The 17432-nt window shown below is 74.2% G+C and carries 12 protein-coding genes; 9 read left to right on the forward strand and 3 right to left on the reverse strand.

Going from position 1 to position 17432, the window contains the following annotated elements:
* Positions 1–6: 6 nt before the first annotated feature.
* On the reverse strand, positions 7–1221 hold the full coding sequence (locus AC067A_RS07905) for a glycosyltransferase (protein WP_478616022.1): 1215 nt from the start codon (positions 1219–1221) through the stop codon (positions 7–9).
* A gap of 203 nt (positions 1222–1424) precedes the next feature.
* Between AC067A_RS07905 and AC067A_RS07910 the strand changes: the two genes are divergently transcribed.
* Entirely contained in the window at positions 1425–3275 is a 1851-nt protein-coding gene (locus AC067A_RS07910) for an ABC transporter ATP-binding protein (RefSeq protein WP_478616025.1), read from the forward strand.
* 53 nt (positions 3276–3328) lie between these two features.
* Here AC067A_RS07910 and AC067A_RS07915 read toward each other — a convergent pair whose 3' ends face one another.
* The gene (locus AC067A_RS07915) at positions 3329–4291 is read right to left on the reverse strand and encodes an SMP-30/gluconolactonase/LRE family protein (RefSeq protein WP_478616028.1); all 963 of its coding nucleotides are present in this window, start codon (positions 4289–4291) and stop codon (positions 3329–3331) included.
* Between the two features lie 121 nt (positions 4292–4412).
* On the opposite strand from AC067A_RS07915, the gene AC067A_RS07920 reads away from it, so the two are divergent.
* The 7 genes from AC067A_RS07920 (at position 4413) to AC067A_RS07950 (ending at position 13452) form a co-directional block, all read left to right on the forward strand.
* Positions 4413–5438 carry an ArsR/SmtB family transcription factor gene (locus AC067A_RS07920; RefSeq protein ID WP_478616031.1) on the forward strand — a complete coding sequence of 342 codons (1026 nt, stop codon included), beginning with the start codon at positions 4413–4415 and terminating at the stop codon, positions 5436–5438.
* A gap of 189 nt (positions 5439–5627) precedes the next feature.
* Positions 5628–6848 (forward strand): GNAT family N-acetyltransferase, encoded by a 1221-nt coding sequence (locus AC067A_RS07925; protein WP_478616034.1) that lies wholly within the window; start codon positions 5628–5630, stop codon positions 6846–6848.
* A gap of 151 nt (positions 6849–6999) precedes the next feature.
* Positions 7000–9267 carry an alpha-N-acetylglucosaminidase gene (locus AC067A_RS07930; RefSeq protein ID WP_478616037.1) on the forward strand — a complete coding sequence of 756 codons (2268 nt, stop codon included), beginning with the start codon at positions 7000–7002 and terminating at the stop codon, positions 9265–9267.
* A 205-nt stretch (positions 9268–9472) separates the two neighbouring features.
* Positions 9473–9850 (forward strand): hypothetical protein, encoded by a 378-nt coding sequence (locus tag AC067A_RS07935; protein WP_478616039.1) that lies wholly within the window; start codon positions 9473–9475, stop codon positions 9848–9850.
* A gap of 274 nt (positions 9851–10124) precedes the next feature.
* Positions 10125–10775, forward strand: coding sequence for a helix-turn-helix transcriptional regulator (locus AC067A_RS07940; protein WP_478616042.1), 651 nt, complete (start codon positions 10125–10127; stop codon positions 10773–10775).
* Positions 10775–11410, forward strand: a complete 636-nt coding sequence (locus AC067A_RS07945) for a Pvc16 family protein (protein WP_478616045.1) — start codon at positions 10775–10777, stop codon at positions 11408–11410. Before AC067A_RS07940 ends, AC067A_RS07945 begins: the two co-directional genes overlap by 1 nt.
* The gene (locus AC067A_RS07950; protein ID WP_478616047.1) at positions 11407–13452 is read left to right on the forward strand and encodes an AAA family ATPase; all 2046 of its coding nucleotides are present in this window, start codon (positions 11407–11409) and stop codon (positions 13450–13452) included. The genes AC067A_RS07945 and AC067A_RS07950 overlap by 4 nt, the downstream gene beginning before the upstream one ends.
* 85 nt (positions 13453–13537) lie before the next feature.
* On the opposite strand, the gene AC067A_RS07955 is transcribed toward AC067A_RS07950, so the two are convergent.
* A complete protein-coding gene (locus tag AC067A_RS07955; protein WP_478616049.1) occupies positions 13538–15145 on the reverse strand; it encodes a peptidoglycan-binding protein in 1608 nt (535 codons plus the stop codon).
* Positions 15146–15825: 680 nt separating this feature from the next.
* Between AC067A_RS07955 and AC067A_RS07960 the strand changes: the two genes are divergently transcribed.
* On the forward strand, positions 15826–17403 hold the full coding sequence (locus AC067A_RS07960) for a phage tail sheath family protein (protein ID WP_478616052.1): 1578 nt from the start codon (positions 15826–15828) through the stop codon (positions 17401–17403).
* The last annotated feature ends 29 nt before the right edge of the window (positions 17404–17432 follow it).

Raw genomic sequence — 17432 nt, forward strand, 5'->3', positions numbered from 1 at the left:
CGTCCGTCAGCCGGCGGCGTCGAACAGCAGCTTCGCGGCGACCGTGGTGCCGTCGGTGCGGATCGTGCGCGACACGGCGGCCGCACGGGCGCGGGTCTCCGGGGCGAGGGCCGTCCGCAGGGCGGCCGCGAGGGACGCGACGGTCGGCGCCGGACCGTGATGGGCGGTTCCGACGCCCAGGTGGGTGACGCGCTCGGCCCAGTACGGCTGGTCCGCCCCCCGGGGAAGGACCAGTTGGGGGACGCCGGCCCGGGTGGCGGTCGTCGTGGTGGCCGCGCTGCCGTGGTGGACGACGGCGGCGGAGCGGCGGAAGAGGGCCTGGTGGTTGACCTCGCCGACGACGAAGCAGTCGTCCCGGACGTCGGCCGGCGCCAGGTCGGCCCAGCCCCGGGAGACGACCACGCGGTGTCCCTCGGTGCGGACCGCCTCGACGGCGGGGTGGGCGACGTGTTCCAGGGCGCCCATCGGCATGCTGCCGAAGCCGAGGAAGACGGGCGGCGCACCGGCGTCGAGGAAGTCCACCAGGTCGGCCGGGAGGGGGCGTTCGTCGGTGACGTGCCACGCGCCGGTCTGCACCACGCCGAGGCCGGTGGGCCGCCACGGGGACAGGACCGGGTCCGTGGCGAGCCACGGGTGGTCGGTGAAGGCGTAGTCGCGGACGCCGTCGACCGGGGGCAGGCCGAGCGCCGCCCGTCGGGTGCCGAGCATGTCGCCGAACATGCCGTTCGCGATCCGCGCGTCCAGGTCCCAGAGGGCCTTGTTGTCGGTGACCTCCCCGGGCAGCGGCTGCCCTCGCCGCCCTGGCGGCCGCCGGTGCGGCGACGGCAGGCTGACGGGCTGGTGGCCGGCGTGGACGTAGCGGATGCCCAGCTTCTCGGCCACCGACCGCGCGCCGGTGACGACGGGCAACGGCCCGGTGGCCACCAGGACGTCGCACTCCTCGGCCGTCGCGGCGACCGTCCCGAACTGCGCGTCCATCAGTTCGGCGGCACGCTCCGCCAGGCCGGCCGCCGAGCCCGGCGTCACCGTCGTCACGAGGGGGCGGACCGGGGCTCCCGTCGGCACCATGGGCACGGCGAGTTCGGCGAGGCGCTCCGCAAACTCCTCGTCCGGCGGCGCGCACACCCGTACCTCCGCGCCGAGTTCCCGCAGGCGGACGGCGAGGGCCGCCATCGGTTCGACGCTCCCGCGCGACCCGTACGTCGACAACACCACACGCATCTCGTGACTCCCCGTTCCGCCGCTGCTTCCGGTCCCGGTCGGAGATTCTGCCCGTCCCGGTCTTCGGCGGGGCGGGGGGGGGTGAGCGGGGCGGACGGTCAGCCGGGCGGTGCGGGGCGGGCGTAAAACGCTTGGACCGCGCGGGTGTCGGCACGGGAGAATCCCGTTTGCTCACCTTTCGGTAAGACAACACAGGGTTGGGTATGGGATCACCTGAATCGCACGAAGGATTACCGAGCAAGGGTTCGGTTCTCCTGGCGCTGCGCCACTACGGCCGGGAGCTGGTCCGGCTGCGGCGGCTGACGCTGCCGGCGATGGCGCTGCCGGCGCTCGGAAACATCGGAATCAACTACATCGCGCCGCTGATCGTGGCGAAGCTCGTCGGGAGGATCGCGGGGGACGGCGGGAAGACCGTCGATCTCGGGGCGATGCTGCCGTACGTCATCGGGTTCGCGGGCGTGCTGCTGCTCGCCGAGACCTTGTGGCGCGTCGGGCTGCACTGTCTCAACCGCGTCGACGCACGCGGTATCGAGCACCTGTACGTGATCGGCATGGACGAGCTGTTCGCGAAGGACGCGGCGTTCTTCCACGACAACTTCGCGGGTTCGCTGACGAAGCGGGTCCTGAGTTTCGCCTCGCGCTTCGAGGAGTTCGTCGACACGCTGACGTTCTCCGTGATGGGCAGCTTCCTGCCGTTGCTGTTCGCGTCGGTGGTGCTGTGGCAGTACGACCCGCTGCTCGTGGCCGGGCTCCTGGTGATGATCACGGTCACGGGGCTGTGCGCGGCCCCGCTGATCCGTCGCCGCCAGGTGCTCGTCGCGGAGCGGGAGCAGGCGATCGCCCGGGTGTCGGGGCACGTCGCGGACAGTCTGATGAACATGGACACGGTCCGCGCGTTCGCGGCCGAGGACCGGGAGGCGGCCGAGCACCGGTCGCGCGTGGCGGAGTCGCGCCGGCTGACGCTGCGCTCCTGGGACTACGGCAACCTGCGGATCGACACGCTGGTCGCGCCGATGTCGGTGTTGACCAACGTGCTGGGTCTGGTGCTCGCCCTGGGGCTCGGCGGGGCGGAGCACGGGGTGGAGGCGGTCATCGTGGCCTTCACGTACTACGCGAGCGCGACGCGCATCATGTTCGAGTTCAACCAGATCTACCGTCGGCTCGAGAGCTCGATGACGGAGGCCGCCCAGTTCACGGAACTCCTCCTCGACCGGCCCACCGTGTGCGACCCCGAGACCCCGGAGCCGCTCGTCGGCCGGCCGTCCGACGTGCGCTTCGACCGGGTCGACTTCGCGCACGGAGGTGCGAAGCCGCTCTTCGAGGGCCTCGACCTCGACGTGCCGAGCGGGACGAGGATCGGTCTCGTCGGCCGGTCCGGCGGGGGCAAGACCACCCTGACCCGGCTGCTGCTCCGGATGACGGACATCGACGGCGGCCGGATCCTGGTCGGCGGGCAGGACATCAGCAGGCTGCGCCAGGCGGACCTGCGCGGTCTGATCTCCTACGTGCCCCAGGAGCCGGTGATGTTCCACCGCACGCTGCGGGACAACATCGCCTTCGCCCGGCCGGACGCCACCGACGCCGAGATCCGCCGCGCGGCCGAGGCGGCGCACGTCACGGAGTTCGCCGACGACCTGCCCGAGGGATTCGGCACCATGGTGGGCGAGCGGGGGGTGAAGCTCTCCGGCGGCCAGCGCCAGCGGGTGGCCCTCGCCAGGGCCATCCTGCGTGACGCGCCGATCCTGCTGCTCGACGAGGCGACCAGCGCCCTCGACTCGGAGAGCGAGATCCTCGTCCAGGACGCCCTGTGGCGGCTGATGGAGGGGCGGACGGCGCTCGTCGTGGCGCACCGGCTCAGCACGGTGGCCACGATGGACCGGCTCGTCGTCCTGGAGCGCGGACGGATCGTCGAACAGGGCAGCCACCAGGAGCTGCTCGACGCGCGGGGCTCGTACGCGAAGCTGTGGCAGCACCAGTCGGGCGGCTTCCTCGACGACACGGCGGGCGGTGTCACGCCGACGGGTGACGCCGCCACACCGGCGGACCTGCGGTGAACCGACGCCGGGCCCCCTGGCCACCCCCGTGGGTCAGGGGGACCCGGCGTCGGTCAGGCGGTCCCGCACGTCGGGTCGGCGACCGCGCTCACGGTGTACGGGGGCCGGCCCGGCGGCTCGTTCAGCTGGCTGTCGACCACGTACAGGCGGCAGCCGTACCGGGCGAGCGTGGTGGGGAGGGCGAAGGGTCCGTCCGTGAGGCGATGGGTGACGGTGCCCGTCCGCAGCTCCTCGTCCAGCCGGGCGATGTAGACGCCGTGCGGGGCGCCGTAGTTGAGCACCGCGTAGAGGGTGCGGCCGTGCAGCACCATGCCGTCGGCGCCGAAGGACTGCTCGCCCAGGTCGAGCCGGGCGATCCCCTTGTCGGTCGTGTCGATCCGCCAGACGGCCTCGGTGCCGTTGGACGCGACGAGGAGGGTGGTGCCGGCCGCGTCGGCGACGATGCCGTTCAACAGCCAGTACCGCGCGGGGAACTGCGGGAAGGCGCTGCGGACGTCGAGCCAGGGTTCGAGCGGTCCCAGGGTGCCGTCGGTCCTGATCGCGGCGCGGTGGACGACGGGGTTGGCCCAGTCGGTCACGTACACGGCGTCGTCCGTCACCGCCAGGTCGTTGAGGTGGGGCGCGCCGAGCGGTCCGTCGGCGGCGGTTCGGGTGGCGAGGAGCCTGCCCCGGCGGTCGTGGACGGTCAGGGCGGCGCCGCCCACCGAGAGGATCCGGCCGCGCCGGTCGGTGTGGACGCCCAGGGAGCTGGGGCGGTCCTCCAGGCCGCCGGCGGGGAAGGGCGTGAGGTCGGGGCGGCCGACGCGGCCCCGGTACAGGGCTCCGGTGCCGTCGGAGGAGACGTACATGGTGCCGTCCCTGGTGATGGCGATCCCCTCCGGCAGCACGCCCGGTGCCCGGGAGACCACATAGGTGTCGGGCAGGTCCCGCGCGGTGGCGGGGCCGGGTGCGCCGGCGAGGGAGGTGAGGAGGACGGCTGCGGCGAGGCAGGCGGTGCGGGCGGGTACGCGGCGCATGGTGGAAGCCTCCGACGGGGGCTCGGTGAGGTGGACACCCGGAGCCTGCTGGGTCGTCGCGTGGAACGCATTGCCTTTCATCCCTGGGTGAAAGGGTCCGCCGGGCCGATAATCGGTCAGCATGATCCGCCTTCACTTCACGGCCGCCGATCTGCGGCAGATCACCCTCGCACCGGCGGCCGACGCGCTCTCGGAGACCGTCCTGAGTCTGCGTCTGACCGTGCGCCTCGGCCGGGGGTGGGAGAGGCCCGGCAGGGGCGACGGGCGGTTCCACCGGCTGCGGCCCGCCGCGCGGCAGTGGCACCAGTCGCTGCGCGGAGGCGTCGGCGCCGGGCCCGGTGTGCTCGCCGAGCTGGTCACCGAGGACGGATTCGTACCGGACTTCCTGCTCCAGCCGTCCGCGCACGGCTTCGACGACGCGCTGGAGGCCGCGGTCTCGACGCCGCCGGAGCGGCTGGCGCTCGACCTGGGCATACCGCGGGCCGAGGGCCGGAACGGCGGGCTGTCCCGGCCCGGGCGGTGGGCCCACGAGCTCGTCCAGGGGTCGCCGGCCGCGTCCCGCTCCCTGGTCGACGACACGCGGCGCTATTTCCACGCGTCGGTGGAGCCGCTGTGGCCGCGGATCCGCGCCGACGCCCTGACCGACAGGTCGCTGCGGGCCGAGATGCTGCTGCGCGGGGGCGTCGACGCCCTGCTGACGACCCTGGGAACGACCTGGCGGTGGGAGGCGCCGACGCTGCACCTTCCCTCGGCGTCGTCGTACGACATCCCGCTGTGCGGACGCGGGCTGCTGCTCGTGCCCTCCTGGTTCGCGACCGGCCCGATGGTGATGTACCGCCCTGAGGAGTCGACCGTGCTCGTGTACCCGATGCACGACGGCGCCGGCGGCGCGGACGGAGCCGACGACCGGCCGGAGGCGCTGGCGGCGCTGCTGGGGCGGACCCGGGCGCAGGTGCTCGCGCTGCTGCGCTCCCCCGCCACCACCACGGCGCTCGCGGAGCGCGCGTCCGTCTCGCTCGCGGCGGCCAGCCAGCACGCGGGCGTGCTGCGGGGCGCGGGTCTGATCGACACCGTGCGGACCGGCACGGCCGTGCTGCACAGCCTCACTCCCCTCGGCCACTCCCTCCTGGCCGGTGAACGGCCGTGATGCCCCTCCGGTGGTGAACAGCCTTCATGCGCACTCTGGTGAACGGTCTTCATACGTCGACCGGTGAACGGCCGTCATACGTCGACCGGTGAACGGCCGTAATTCGCTTGCCCGGGCCGGGGTGTGCGACTGGACTGTGGCCGGGCACCGCAGGGCGTGGTGCCGACGGTTCGAGGAGGCACCGGCGCCATGGAGATTCGTTCGACCACGGATGAGGAATTCGGGGTCTTCGTCGACACCCTCCATGCCGCCTTCGGGCGCTTCGCGGAGAGCCCGGTCGACGGTGGCGGGCTCTGGTGGTCGGCGCTCGAACCCGAGCGGTGTCTCCTCGCCACGACGGCGGACGGGAGGCCCGTCGGCACCGCCGGCACGTACCCCTTCGAGCTGACGCTGCCCGGCGGGACCCTGGCCCCGGCCGCCGGGGTGAGCGGCGTCGGCGTCCTGCCGTCGCACCGGCGTCAGGGCGTGCTCACCGCCATGATGCGGCATCAGCTCACCGGACTGCGGGGCAGCGGGGAGTTCCTCTCCGTGCTGCTGGCCTCCGAGGCCACGATCTACGGCAGGTTCGGCTACGGGCCGGCGACCTACACGGCGCGGCTGACGGTCCCGCGCCACCGGGCCGCCCTCTCCGGCCCGCGCGCCACCGCCGAGGCAGACGTCCCGGCGGGCGGATCCGTCGAGGTGCTGCGCAGGTCCGAGTGCGGCAAGTTGCTGGAGGAGGTCTACGACCGCTACCGGCGGGCGCAGCCCGGGGCGCTGTCGCGGCCGCACCGGTGGTGGGCGTCGCGCGCGGGACAGCCGCCGATCTCGCCGGCGCCGCGCCACGTCGCAGTCCACCGGGACGCCGACGGAGTCCCGGACGGGTACGCCAGCTACACGATCGCCGAGCCCGACACCCTGAAGGTCGACGAGGTCATCGCCACCGAGGACGCGGTGTTCACCACACTGGCCCGGTTCGTCCTGGGGCACGACCTGGTCTCCCGGGTCGAGTTCAAGCACGTCCCGCCCGGGCATCCGCTGCGCTGGCAGCTGGCGGACTTCCGCGCGGGCGAGGTGAGCGGCGACACCGACTGGCTCTGGGTGCGGCTCCTGGACGTCCCGCGGGCGCTGAGCGCGCGCGGCTGGTTCGCGGACGGCGAGCTCGTCCTCGACGTCGACGACCCGTTCCTCGGCGAGCGCCGCCGCCACCTGCTGACCGTCCGCGACGGCGAGGCCGTCTGCGTCCCCACGGACCGGGAGCCCGACCTGTCCCTGGACGTGCGGGACCTCGGCTCGCTGTACCTCGGCGGCACGGCCCCCAGCACGCTCGTGCGTGCCGGGCACGTCCGGGCCCACCGGCCGGGCGTGGCCGCTCTCGCCGACGCGCTCTTCCGGTCCGACCGGGACCCGCACTGCCTGCACTGGTTCTGATCCCGCACGCCCGTCGGCCCGCTTCCCCGGACGGGCGGCGTCACCCGCGAGGATGAGGTCGGCCCGTTCCCGGTTGCGCTTGCGCCACCGGGGGTGCGGGGCGTCGGAGAGTGGGCGGACGACGTTCGTCCCCTTCGAGCAGGGAGCCAGATTGGCCACGCGCCCGGTCCTCCGATGCCGCACAGCACTCGCCGTCGCGGCGCTGACCGCCGTGACGGCGGCCGCGCCCGGCGCGCTGTCCCCGCCGGGGACGGCCGCGTCCGCCGCCATGCCGGCGTTCGACACGGCGCCCGCGCGGGAGGCCCTGGAGCGCCTGCTGCCCTCCCGGGCGGCGCAGTTCACGCTGGTACCGGTCGCCGAGCCGTCCTCCGGCGCCTCGTTCTCGGTGTCCGGCAGGGCGGGGGCGATCCGGGTGCGGGGCACCTCGCCGGCCACTTTGCTCGCCGGGGTGGGCTGGTACCTGGAGCGGGTCGCCGGGGTCGACGTCGGATGGCCGGGCGACAGCCTCGACCGCCTCCCGACCACGCTGCCGGCGGTGTCCGGGACCCTCACCCGGTCCGCGACCGTGCCCCACCGGTACGCGCTGAACGACACGGACGAGGGGTACTCCGGCGCCTACCGGGACTTCGACGCGTACCGGCGCGACATCGACGTGATGGCGCTGCAGGGCGTGAACGAGGTGTTCGTGCCGACCGGTGCCGAGTACCCGTACCACCAGGCGCTTCAGGAGTTCGGTTACGGCCCGGAGGAGTTGCGCGCCTGGATCCCGGGTCCCGCCCATCAGGGCTGGTGGCTGCTGCAGAACCTGTCGGGGTTCGGGGGGCCGGTGTCCGAGCAGCTGATCGAGGCCCGGGCGGCGCTGGGGAGCCGGATCGCGCGGCATCTTCGTTCCCTGGGCATGAAGCCCGTCCTGCCGGGGTTCTTCGGTACGGTGCCGCCGGGTTTCGCCGACCGGAACCCGGGCGCGGTCACGGTGCCGCAGGGCAGGTGGGTGGGGTTCGACCGGCCGGACTGGCTTGACCCGACGGGTCCGGTCTTCGAGCGGCTGGCGGCGGCCTACTACCGGGTGCAGCGGCGGCGGTTCGGCGACAGCGACATGTTCAAGATGGACCTGCTGCACGAGGGCGGGAGGGCGGGCCCGGTCGACGTGGCCCGGGCCGCGGCTGCCGTGCAGCGGGCGCTCGAAGCGGCGCATCCCGATGCCACGTGGGTGATGCTGGGGTGGCAGCGGAACCCCGGCACGGCGCTCCTGAGCGGCGTCGACCGCAGCCGGCTCCTGATCGTCGACGGGCTGTCCGACCGGTACGACGACCTCGACCGCGAGACGCAGTGGGGCGGGACGCCGTACGCCTTCGGCTCGATCGCCAACTTCGGCGGGCACACCAGTCTGGGGGCCAACACGGGTGTGTGGACGAGCCGTTTCCACGCGTGGCTGGCGAAGCCCGACAGCGCGTTGCGCGGCATCGCCTACCTTCCGGAGGGCACCGGCGGGAACCCGGCCGCGTTCGACCTGTTCACCGAACTCGCCTGGCAGCCCGGCCCGGTGGACCGGCGGGCCTGGTTCGCCGCGTACGCCGCGCGGCGGTACGGCGGCGCCGACCCGCACGCGTCCGCCGCGTGGGAGCAGCTGCGGCTCGGCCCGTACAGCGGGGGTTCCGGTACGTGGAGCGAGCCGCAGGACAGTCTGTTCGCCGCGCGGCCGAGTCTGACGACGGCCAAGGCGGCGCGGTGGAGCCCGGCGGACATGCGCTACGACGCGGAGACGGTGGAGCGGGCGCTGTCGGAGCTGCTGCGGGTGGCGCCGCGGCTGCGGAACACGGACGCGTACCGCTTCGACGTCGTGGACGTGGCGCGGCAGGCGCTCACCAACCGTGCCCGCGTGCTGCTGCCGCGGATCAGGGCCGCGTACGAGGCCCGCGACGTCGAGGCGTTCCGCGCGCTGGTACGCGAGTGGGGCGCCGACGAGGAGCTCCTCGGGCGGCTGGTCGGCGCGGACCGGCGGTTCCTGGTGGGGCCGTGGCTGGCCGCCGCGCGCTCCTGGGGAACGGACCCGGCCGAGCGCGACCGGCTGGAGTACGACGCCCGCTCGATCCTCACCACCTGGGGCGGACGGGGCCCCAGCGAGACGGCCGGTCTGCACGACTACGCGAACCGCGAATGGGACGGGCTGCTCCGGGACGTCTACGCCCCGCGCTGGGCCGCGTTCTTCGGGCGTCTCGACGGAGCGCTGGTGTCCGGCACGGCGCCGGAGCCCGTCGACTGGTTCGCCATGGACGACGCCTGGGCCCGTGGTCACCGGCCGTACCCCACGAAACCGACCGGTGACCCGGTGGCGCTGGCGGGCGAGGTGCACGCCGCCCTGGCGACGGCCACGCGACACGAGGGCGTCCGGGCGGGGGGCGGTGCCGGCGGGCTGTGAGGAGTGCTCGGGGCACGCGCGCCGGCAGTGGTCCCGTGCGCGGGTCGGCGCGGCGCGCGGGCCGTCGAGGCCGCCCGTGGCCCCGCCCGCGCCGGGGCGGAGCGGCCGGACGGCGCCCCCGGTCACGGCATGGGAGCGAGAGGCGAACGATGCGGCGTCTTCCCTGGGGCAGGGCCGTGGTCGTGGCGGCGGTTACGCGGGGCTGGTGACCGCCCGGGTCCTGGCCGACTTCTTCGACGAGGTCGTCGTCATGGAACGGGACCACGTCGACGAGGGGACCGGAAGCCACCCGGGTTCGCCGCAGGGCCACCACGCGCACGCGGTGCTCGCGCGGGGCGGGCAGGTCCTGGAGAAGCTGTTCCCGGGGCTCCGCGAGGAGCTCCGGGAGGCGGGCGCCCGGTCTTCGACTACGGCGAGGGGATCGACTTCCTGCTGCCCGCGGGCAGTGCTCCGAGGACGCGGACCGAAGGATCCGGCGGTATGGTCGCGGTTCGTCCGGGTGGTCACCATGACGGCCTCCCCCGCCGTACTGTTCCATCCGTCGGTCGCGGCGAAGGTGGTGGCCGCCGCGCCGCGCGCGTGACGCGGCCCACGTTGCGCGTGACCGGGTGACGGGTGCCGGGATCGCGGCAGTGGAGCGTTAGCGCGACGGCAGCGGGACGTCAGCGCCGGGCGGGAAGCTGGGAAGGACCACCGTGGCCGGCGCCCGCCGGCCACGCACCAGCGACCACGGGGGGCTTCACCATGCGTGCCGACCATCGAGCGAGAAGGGCCGGCGCCACCGCGACGCCGGCGAAACCCGGACACACGGCCGCACCCGGCCGGTCGGAACGAGCGCGAAAGAGCGGGTAGACGACGTGCTCACCACACGGGTGGCGGTGACCGTCCACGCCTCCGACCCGCTCAGCCGGGCCGGGCTCATCAGTCATCTGCGGCACCAGCCGACCATCGACTTCGTCCCCGAACAGAACGACGGCGAGCGCGACACCCCCGCCGTGGCCGTCATGCTCGCGGACCGGATCGACGAGCCGACCACGGCGGAACTGCGGCGACTGCTGCGGGGCAGGGAACAGCGCGTGGTGCTCGTCGCGCGCGAACTGCGCGAGCCCGACCTCCTGTCGGTCGTCGAGTACGGGGTGCGCGCCATCATCTGGCGCCACCAGGCCACCGAGCAGAGGCTGTTGAACGCGGTGCACAGTGCGGCACGCGGCGACGGGGAGCTTCCGCCGGACCTGGTCAGCCGCCTCCTGAACCAGGTGGGTCGCCTCCAGCGGGCGACGGCCGGGGGCACGGCCGCCGGCGGGGCGGTGCCGCTCTTCGGGATGGCCCCGCGAGAGGTCGACGTGCTGCGGCTGCTCGCCGAGGGCCTGGACACCCGCCAGATCAGCGAGAAGCTCGCCTACTCCGAACGCACCGTGAAGAACATCCTGCACGCGCTGATGACCCGGCTCCAGCTCACCAACCGGGCGCATGCCGTCGCGTACGCGCTCCGCGAAGGCTACATCTGATGATCCATGAGATCGACGAGGCGCTGCGCGCTCTGCTCGCGCCCGCCGTCACGGGCGACATCGCCTTCGACGCGCCGACCCGGGACTGGGCGGCCCGACGCAACGCCCCGACCCTGAACGCCTATCTGTACGACATCCGTGAGGACGTGGCCCGGCGGGAGCGCGGCGCCCGTGCCGAACGCGACGCCCAGGGGATCGTGACGCGAAGACGCCAGCCTCCGCGCTGGTTCCGCCTCTCCTACCTGGTGACCGCCTGGACCTCGCGGCCGGAGGACGAACACCGCCTCCTCTCGGGGGTGTTGGCCCTGCTGTTGCCGCACGAGGTGCTGCCCGCCGACGCCGTGCCGGAGTCGGTCCGCCCGATCAGCACCGCCCTGCCGCTCGCCGTGGGCGTCCCGCCGGCGGAGTCGCGGTCGCTCGCGGACATCTGGTCGGCGCTCGGCGGCGAACTCAAGCCGTCCCTCGACGTCGTGATCACCACGCCGTTCCCGGTCACTCCGGCGTACGAAGTGGCGCCGCCGGTCACCGAGGCGGAGATCGTGGTGCGCGGAGCGGACGGAGTCCCCGGGGACTCCCGGCCGCGGATCGTGCGGCGGACGGTCGGCTCCGACACGGGGAAGGGGGGCGGGGCGTGACCGGCCTCTCCCAGGGCGCCGGCGGCGTCCTCGAGTCGATCGCCGCCCTGCGCGCGCGGGTCGCCGCGCTGGTGGACGCCCGCAGCGCCGGCGACCCCACGGCAGGCGACCCGCTCCGCGGCCTCTACGTCACCGCGGAGGCGGCCCGCCGGATCGCGTCGGAGCCGCCTCCGGGCGTCGGAGCCGACGCGTTCGCACCGCCGTCCCCGTCCGAGGGGCGCGGCGAGGAGGACCACGGGAGCGGGGAGGGCGGCCGACTCGGCGCGCTGTCCCGGACCTTCGGACTCTCCGCCCTCGACCGGCGGATCCTGGTGGCGGCCCTGGCCCCCGACGTGGACCGCGGGTTCGAGGCGCTGTACGGGTACCTCAACGACGACGTCGGGAGGCGTCGCGCCACCGTGGCGCTGGCACTCGACCTCGCGGGCACCGGGCCCTTCGACGCTTCGGCCCGCGACCGTTTCCATCCGGCCGCGCCCTTGCGTGCCGGGGGCCTCCTGGACGTCGAGGACGAGGACCGGCCGCTGCCGGGGCGGGCCCTGCGCGTCCCGGAGCGGGTGGTGGCCCACCTGCTGGGTGACGACAGCCGCCTGGACGCCGGACTCCTGGACGCTGGAGTCGAGTTGCTGGCACCGACGGGAGCGTCCGGCGTCGGGGTGGTCCGGGCCCTGTCGGTGCTCGGCGCGCGCGTCGCCTCGGCCGGGTCCGTCACCGTGCATCTGCGGGAGCGCGTCCCCGGCGCCGCCACGGACGCCGTGGTGACCGCGCTGCGTGGTGCCGGACGGCCCGTGCTGCGGTACCGGCCCGAGGCGGCCGACGCGGTGGCGGGGCGTGCGCTGGTGCGGGAGGCACGGCTGCGCGGAGCGGCCGTGGTCGTCGAACCGCTGCCACCGCGTCCGGGACCGCTGGTGCGCGCCCTGGCGTCACGCGGTGCGACGGTCGTCCTGGCCGGCACCGACGCCCCGGACCCCCGGTGGGCGCCGGAGGCCGAGTTGCTGGCGCTCGACGCGCCGGACGACACGGCGGGTCCGGGTGACGTGTGGCACCGGGAACTCGACGGTCTCGCAAGGGGCTTCGATCTGGACGAGGCGACCGCGCCGTACCGGCTCAACGGCGACCAGGTCCGGCGGGCGGCGCGGGCGGCAAAGGCGCTCGCGGCGTTCGAGGGCGACGGTCCGACGCTCGCGCAGGTGCAGCGCAGTGCCCGGCTGGTCTCGGCTCCGCTGCTCGACAGTCACGCGCGGCGGATCCGGCCGGCCGTCGGCTTCGCCGACCTCGTGCTGCCCGAGGAGCCTCTGGACATGCTGCACGAGCTGACGGCCAGGGCCCGCCACCGGGACCGGGTGCTCGGCGAGTGGCGGCTGCGCACCGGTGGCGGACGCGGACGCGGGGTCGTCGCGCTGTTCGCCGGGGAGTCGGGCACCGGCAAGACGCTGGGGGCCGAGGTGGTCGCGGGAGAGCTGGGCCTGGACCTGTACGTGGTGGACCTGTCGTCGGTGGTCGACAAGTACGTCGGCGAGACCGAGAAGAACCTGGAGCGGATCTTCGCCGAGGTCGACCGCACGGACTGCGTGCTGCTCTTCGACGAGGCCGACGCGGTGTTCGGGAAGCGCTCGGAGGTGAAGAGCTCGCACGACCGGTACGCCAACCTGGAGAGCGCGTACCTGCTCCAGCGCCTGGAGGCGTTCGCCGGCATCGCGGTGCTCACCACGAACCTGCGGGCCAACATCGACGAGGCGTTCACCCGCCGTCTCGACCTGGTCGTGGACTTCCCGTTCCCGGACCCCGGACAGCGGGTCTCCCTGTGGAACTCCTGCCTGGCCGGCACGCCGAAGGCGGAAGGCGTGGCGGAGGAGATCGTGCGCTGCGCCGAGGAGTTCGAGCTCGCGGGCGGCGCGATCCGGTCCGCCGCGGTGACGGCCGGCTATCTGGCCGCGGCCCGTGGTTCGGCGGTGACCGGCGAGGACGTGCGGGCCGGCGCGCGGCGCGAGTACCGCAAGGCGGGGCGGCTGGTGCCGGACACGGGGGCGCCGTGGGCGCCGTGAGCCGGTGAGGGACGGCGTGTGAAGCCGAGGAGGGGGCCACCCGTGCGGGTGGCCCCCTCTGCCGTACGGACCGGTGGACGTCCGGTCACATCACGCTGCCGCCGACCATCTTCTTGAGGGTCTCCCCGTCGACGGTTCCGGTCGCGGGCAGTCCGACGGCCGCCTGGTACTCCTTGATGTGGGAGACGACGTTGTCGCCGTACTTGCTGGTCTTCGAGGTGTTGTTGCGGAAGTGGTCGATGCCGTACTGGGCGTTGACGCGGGCCACGTCGAAGTCATGGTCGTCGAACTCGCGGTTGTACGCCCACCAGAAGGCCGCCATCAGCTGGGTGGTCTGCCAGGTGCTGGTGCCGTACTTCACCTGGTCGGTCCTGATGCCCTGGGCCCAGAGCGAGGTGAGGGTGGCCCGGCCGAGGGTGCCCACCTCGTCCGTGTCGAAGATCGCGGCGGAGTTCCGGCCGTTGGCGTTGCCGTCGTCCACGACGGCGTTCTGGTAGCAGGCGAGCGAGGCGCGGGTCGGCGCGTCGATCACGCCGCGGGTCCATCCCGGCCTGAGTTCGCAGCTGTTGTTCAGGGACGCGAGCCGCTCCTGGGCGTACTCGACGACGAGGTCCCTCGCGTCACCCTGGCGCCACGGAGGAAGGGTCCTCGTGGAGGCGGGCGGCACCGCGGGCTGGTTCGCGTCGCCGGGGTCCGTCCCCTCGGTCGGCGTGCCCGGGTCCTGGCCTCCACCGCCCTGGCCGCCGTCGGCCGAGCCGCCGCCCTGGCCGCCGTCCCCGCCGGCCGGCGGCGGATCGCCGTCCGCGAGGGGCGGGGGGCCGCCCGGCGTCCGCCCGCCGGGGGTGGGGCCGGTCCCGCCGGGCGGCGGCGGTGCCTGGGGCAGTTCGTCCCCGTCGCCCTGCGGCGCGGGCCTGGGTGCGCCGCTCGCCTGGATCTCCTTGGCCGCGCTGACGATCTTCGGCGAGAAGTTGAACCAGAGCACGACGAAGGCGATCACGGCCGTCAGCAGGAGTCCGCCGACCACCATCAGCCAGTTCCCGAAGACGGGGCGCTGGTCGAAGGTGGCGTCGAGGTCGAGCGCGGTGTCGTCTCCCGCCCGCCGCACGGCCACGGTGAACCGGTGCGACTCCTCGCTCCCGGTCCACCGCACGGCCTGCGGCCGCACCACGAGCTCGCCGAAGGCGGCGCGGCCGGGGGCGATCTGCACGGCGTTCGGCCGGACGTCGAAGGTGAGCCGGTTCGCCTCGTCGCGCACGACGAGGGAGGCGGTCAGCGGCGTGTTGCCCAGGTTGTCCACCGCGATGCGGGCGCGTCCGCGGAAGCGTCCGAACAACGCGGGCGGCAGCACCTCGGCGCGTGTCTCGGTGAAGGGCGTGACGGTCAGCCGGCCCTCCAGCACGTCACGGGCGCCGGCGTTCTCCCGCGGGTCGACGCGCACCCCGTACGCGAGCGGTCCGGCCTCCACGTCCGAGGAGCGCGGCGGTGCGAACGAGATCTCGGCGGTCCCCTCGCTTCCCGGGTAGAGGCGGAGGACGTCCGGCTCCACCCGGGACCAGCCCGAGGGTTTCCCGACGAGCGAGAGCCGGTACTCCTCGACGGTGTCCCCGGTATTGCGCACCCGCAGGCGGGCGGAGGTCCGGGCCCCTGGCTCGACGGTCACATCGGCCGGGTCCAGAGAGGTCCACATGGTCATGAGCGCAGGTTAGGGGGGCGGGGGTGGCGTACGGCTGCCCGAAAGTCCCCGCTCGGGGGCAGTGCAGCCTGCCCCCGCGCCCGCGCCCGCCCTCCGGGACGGGCAGGCACGCCCGCCGGGGTGTCCGCGGTCCGCGGTGCGCGGCGGCGCACGCACCGGACCCTGCCCGTTCGTCCCCCGCTCGTTGCCCTCGGGTACCTCGCCCCTCGTCTGCGGGGCCGGTACGCAAGGGAGGGCCCGTTCCCGTCGCGGACAGGACGGGCACGGGAGCACGGGAGCGCCGCGTCGCCACGAGCACAGCACGGGTGCGGCCCGGCCCGCAAGACCGCGCCCGGGTCCGGTTCGACTTCCGGGCTCCTCGGTCCGCGGGTCCCGCGCGGACTCCCCGGGCCGCCGGAGCGGCGAGTCCGGGCTGCGACGTCCCGTGCGGCCGGACCGTCGCGGGCCGGGTGACGTCGTCGTCCGGGCGGTGCGCCGGTCGTCTCGGGCGGGACTTTCGGGCAGGTCGCGCTGCCCCCGCCCCCGCCCCTTCACTCCTCCTGCCGCACCCGCCGCCGGGGGAGAGTCGACCGGGTCGGAGCGCTGCGCCGCGACGACGCCGACGCCCGTGCACCGGCCGTGAACCGTTCCGTCGCGGCGGGCACCGGCCGACCGACCCCACCAGCGAGGAGCAACCGACCGTGCCCACCTATCTGTCCCCCGGTGTCTACGTCGAGGAAGTCGCCAGCGGCTCGCGTCCCATCGAGGGCGTCGGGACGTCCGTGGCGGCGTTCGTCGGGCTGTCGCCGACCGGGCCGCTGAACGAGCCGGTGCTGGTCACCAACTGGTCGCAGTACGTCGCGTCGTTCGGGGACTTCACGGACGGGTACTACCTCGCCCACTCCGTGTACGGGTTCTTCAACAACGGCGGCACGGCGGCGTACGTCGTGCGGGTCGGCGGCGGGGACGCGGCGGGCGCCACGCGCGCCGTCGGGGCCGCCGAGGCGGCCGTGCCGCAGCTCGTGGCCGGCGAGGCCGTCGCGCTGGGCACGTTCCGGGTCGCGGCGATCGCGGCGGGGTCCGAGGCCGGCGGTGCGCTCACCGTCGAGGTGCAGGACGTGGAGGGCGAGGCCGAGCGGTTCAAGCTGGTCGTCAAGGACGGCGAGAAGGTCGTCGAGAGCTTCGACGCCTCCGCCAAGAAGAGCGCCCGCAACTACGTGGTCGCGCAGGTCAAGCAGCGCTCCAGGACCATCGTGCTGGAGGAGGCCGCGGCCGGCGCCCAGCTCGCCAAACCCGACGCCCAGTCCGTGACGCTCGCCCCGCCCGCCCAGGTGCCCGCGGCGGCGGCGCAGGTCGCCGGGTCCGCCGCGCCGGAGTCCGGCCAGTTCATCGGCGACTCGGCGGACCGCACCGGCTTCGGCGGTCTGGAGGCGTTCGACGAGATCAACATGGTGGCCGTGCCCGACCTGATGGCCGCGTACCAGCAGGGGCTGATCGACCTGGAGCAGGTCAAGGCCGTCCAGCTGGGTCTGATCGCGCACTGCGAGATGATGGGCGACCGGATGGCGATCCTGGACCCGCCGCCCGCGCTCAACGCGCGGGACATCCGCAAGTGGCGCCAGGAGATCGCCGGTTACGACTCGCGTTACGCGGCGCTGTACTACCCGTGGATCAAGGCGTTCGACCCGGCCAGTGGCCAGACGCGGACGGTTCCGCCGTCCGGTCACATGGCCGGCGTCTGGGCCCGCAACGACTCGGAGCGCGGTGTCCACAAGGCCCCCGCGAACGAGATCGTGCGCGGCGCGATCGACCTGGAGCTCCAGATCACGCGCGGTGAGCAGGACCTGCTCAACCCGATCGGCGTGAACTGCATCCGGGCGTTCCCCGGCCGCGGCATCCGCGTGTGGGGCGCGCGGACGCTGGCCTCCGACCCGGCCTGGCGCTACCTGAACGTGCGCCGCTACTTCAACTACCTCGAGGAGTCGATCCTCGTCGGGACGCAGTGGGTCGTGTTCGAGCCCAACGACCCGTCGCTGTGGGCCCGTATCCGCCGCAACATCTCGGCGTTCCTCGTCAACGAGTGGCGCCAGGGCGCCCTGTTCGGACAGCGCGCCGAGGACGCCTTCTACGTGAAGTGCGACGCGGAGACCAACCCGCCGGAGTCGGTCGACCTCGGTCGCGTGGTCTGCGAGATCGGCATCGCTCCGGTGAAGCCGGCCGAGTTCGTGGTCTTCCGGCTCGCGCAGTTCCAGGGCGGCGGCGGCGAACTGGAGGAGTAGTCCTCCCCACCCGCCCCGCCCTCCCCCAG

The sequence above is a fragment of the Streptomyces sp. NPDC043176 genome (genome assembly GCF_056436715.1).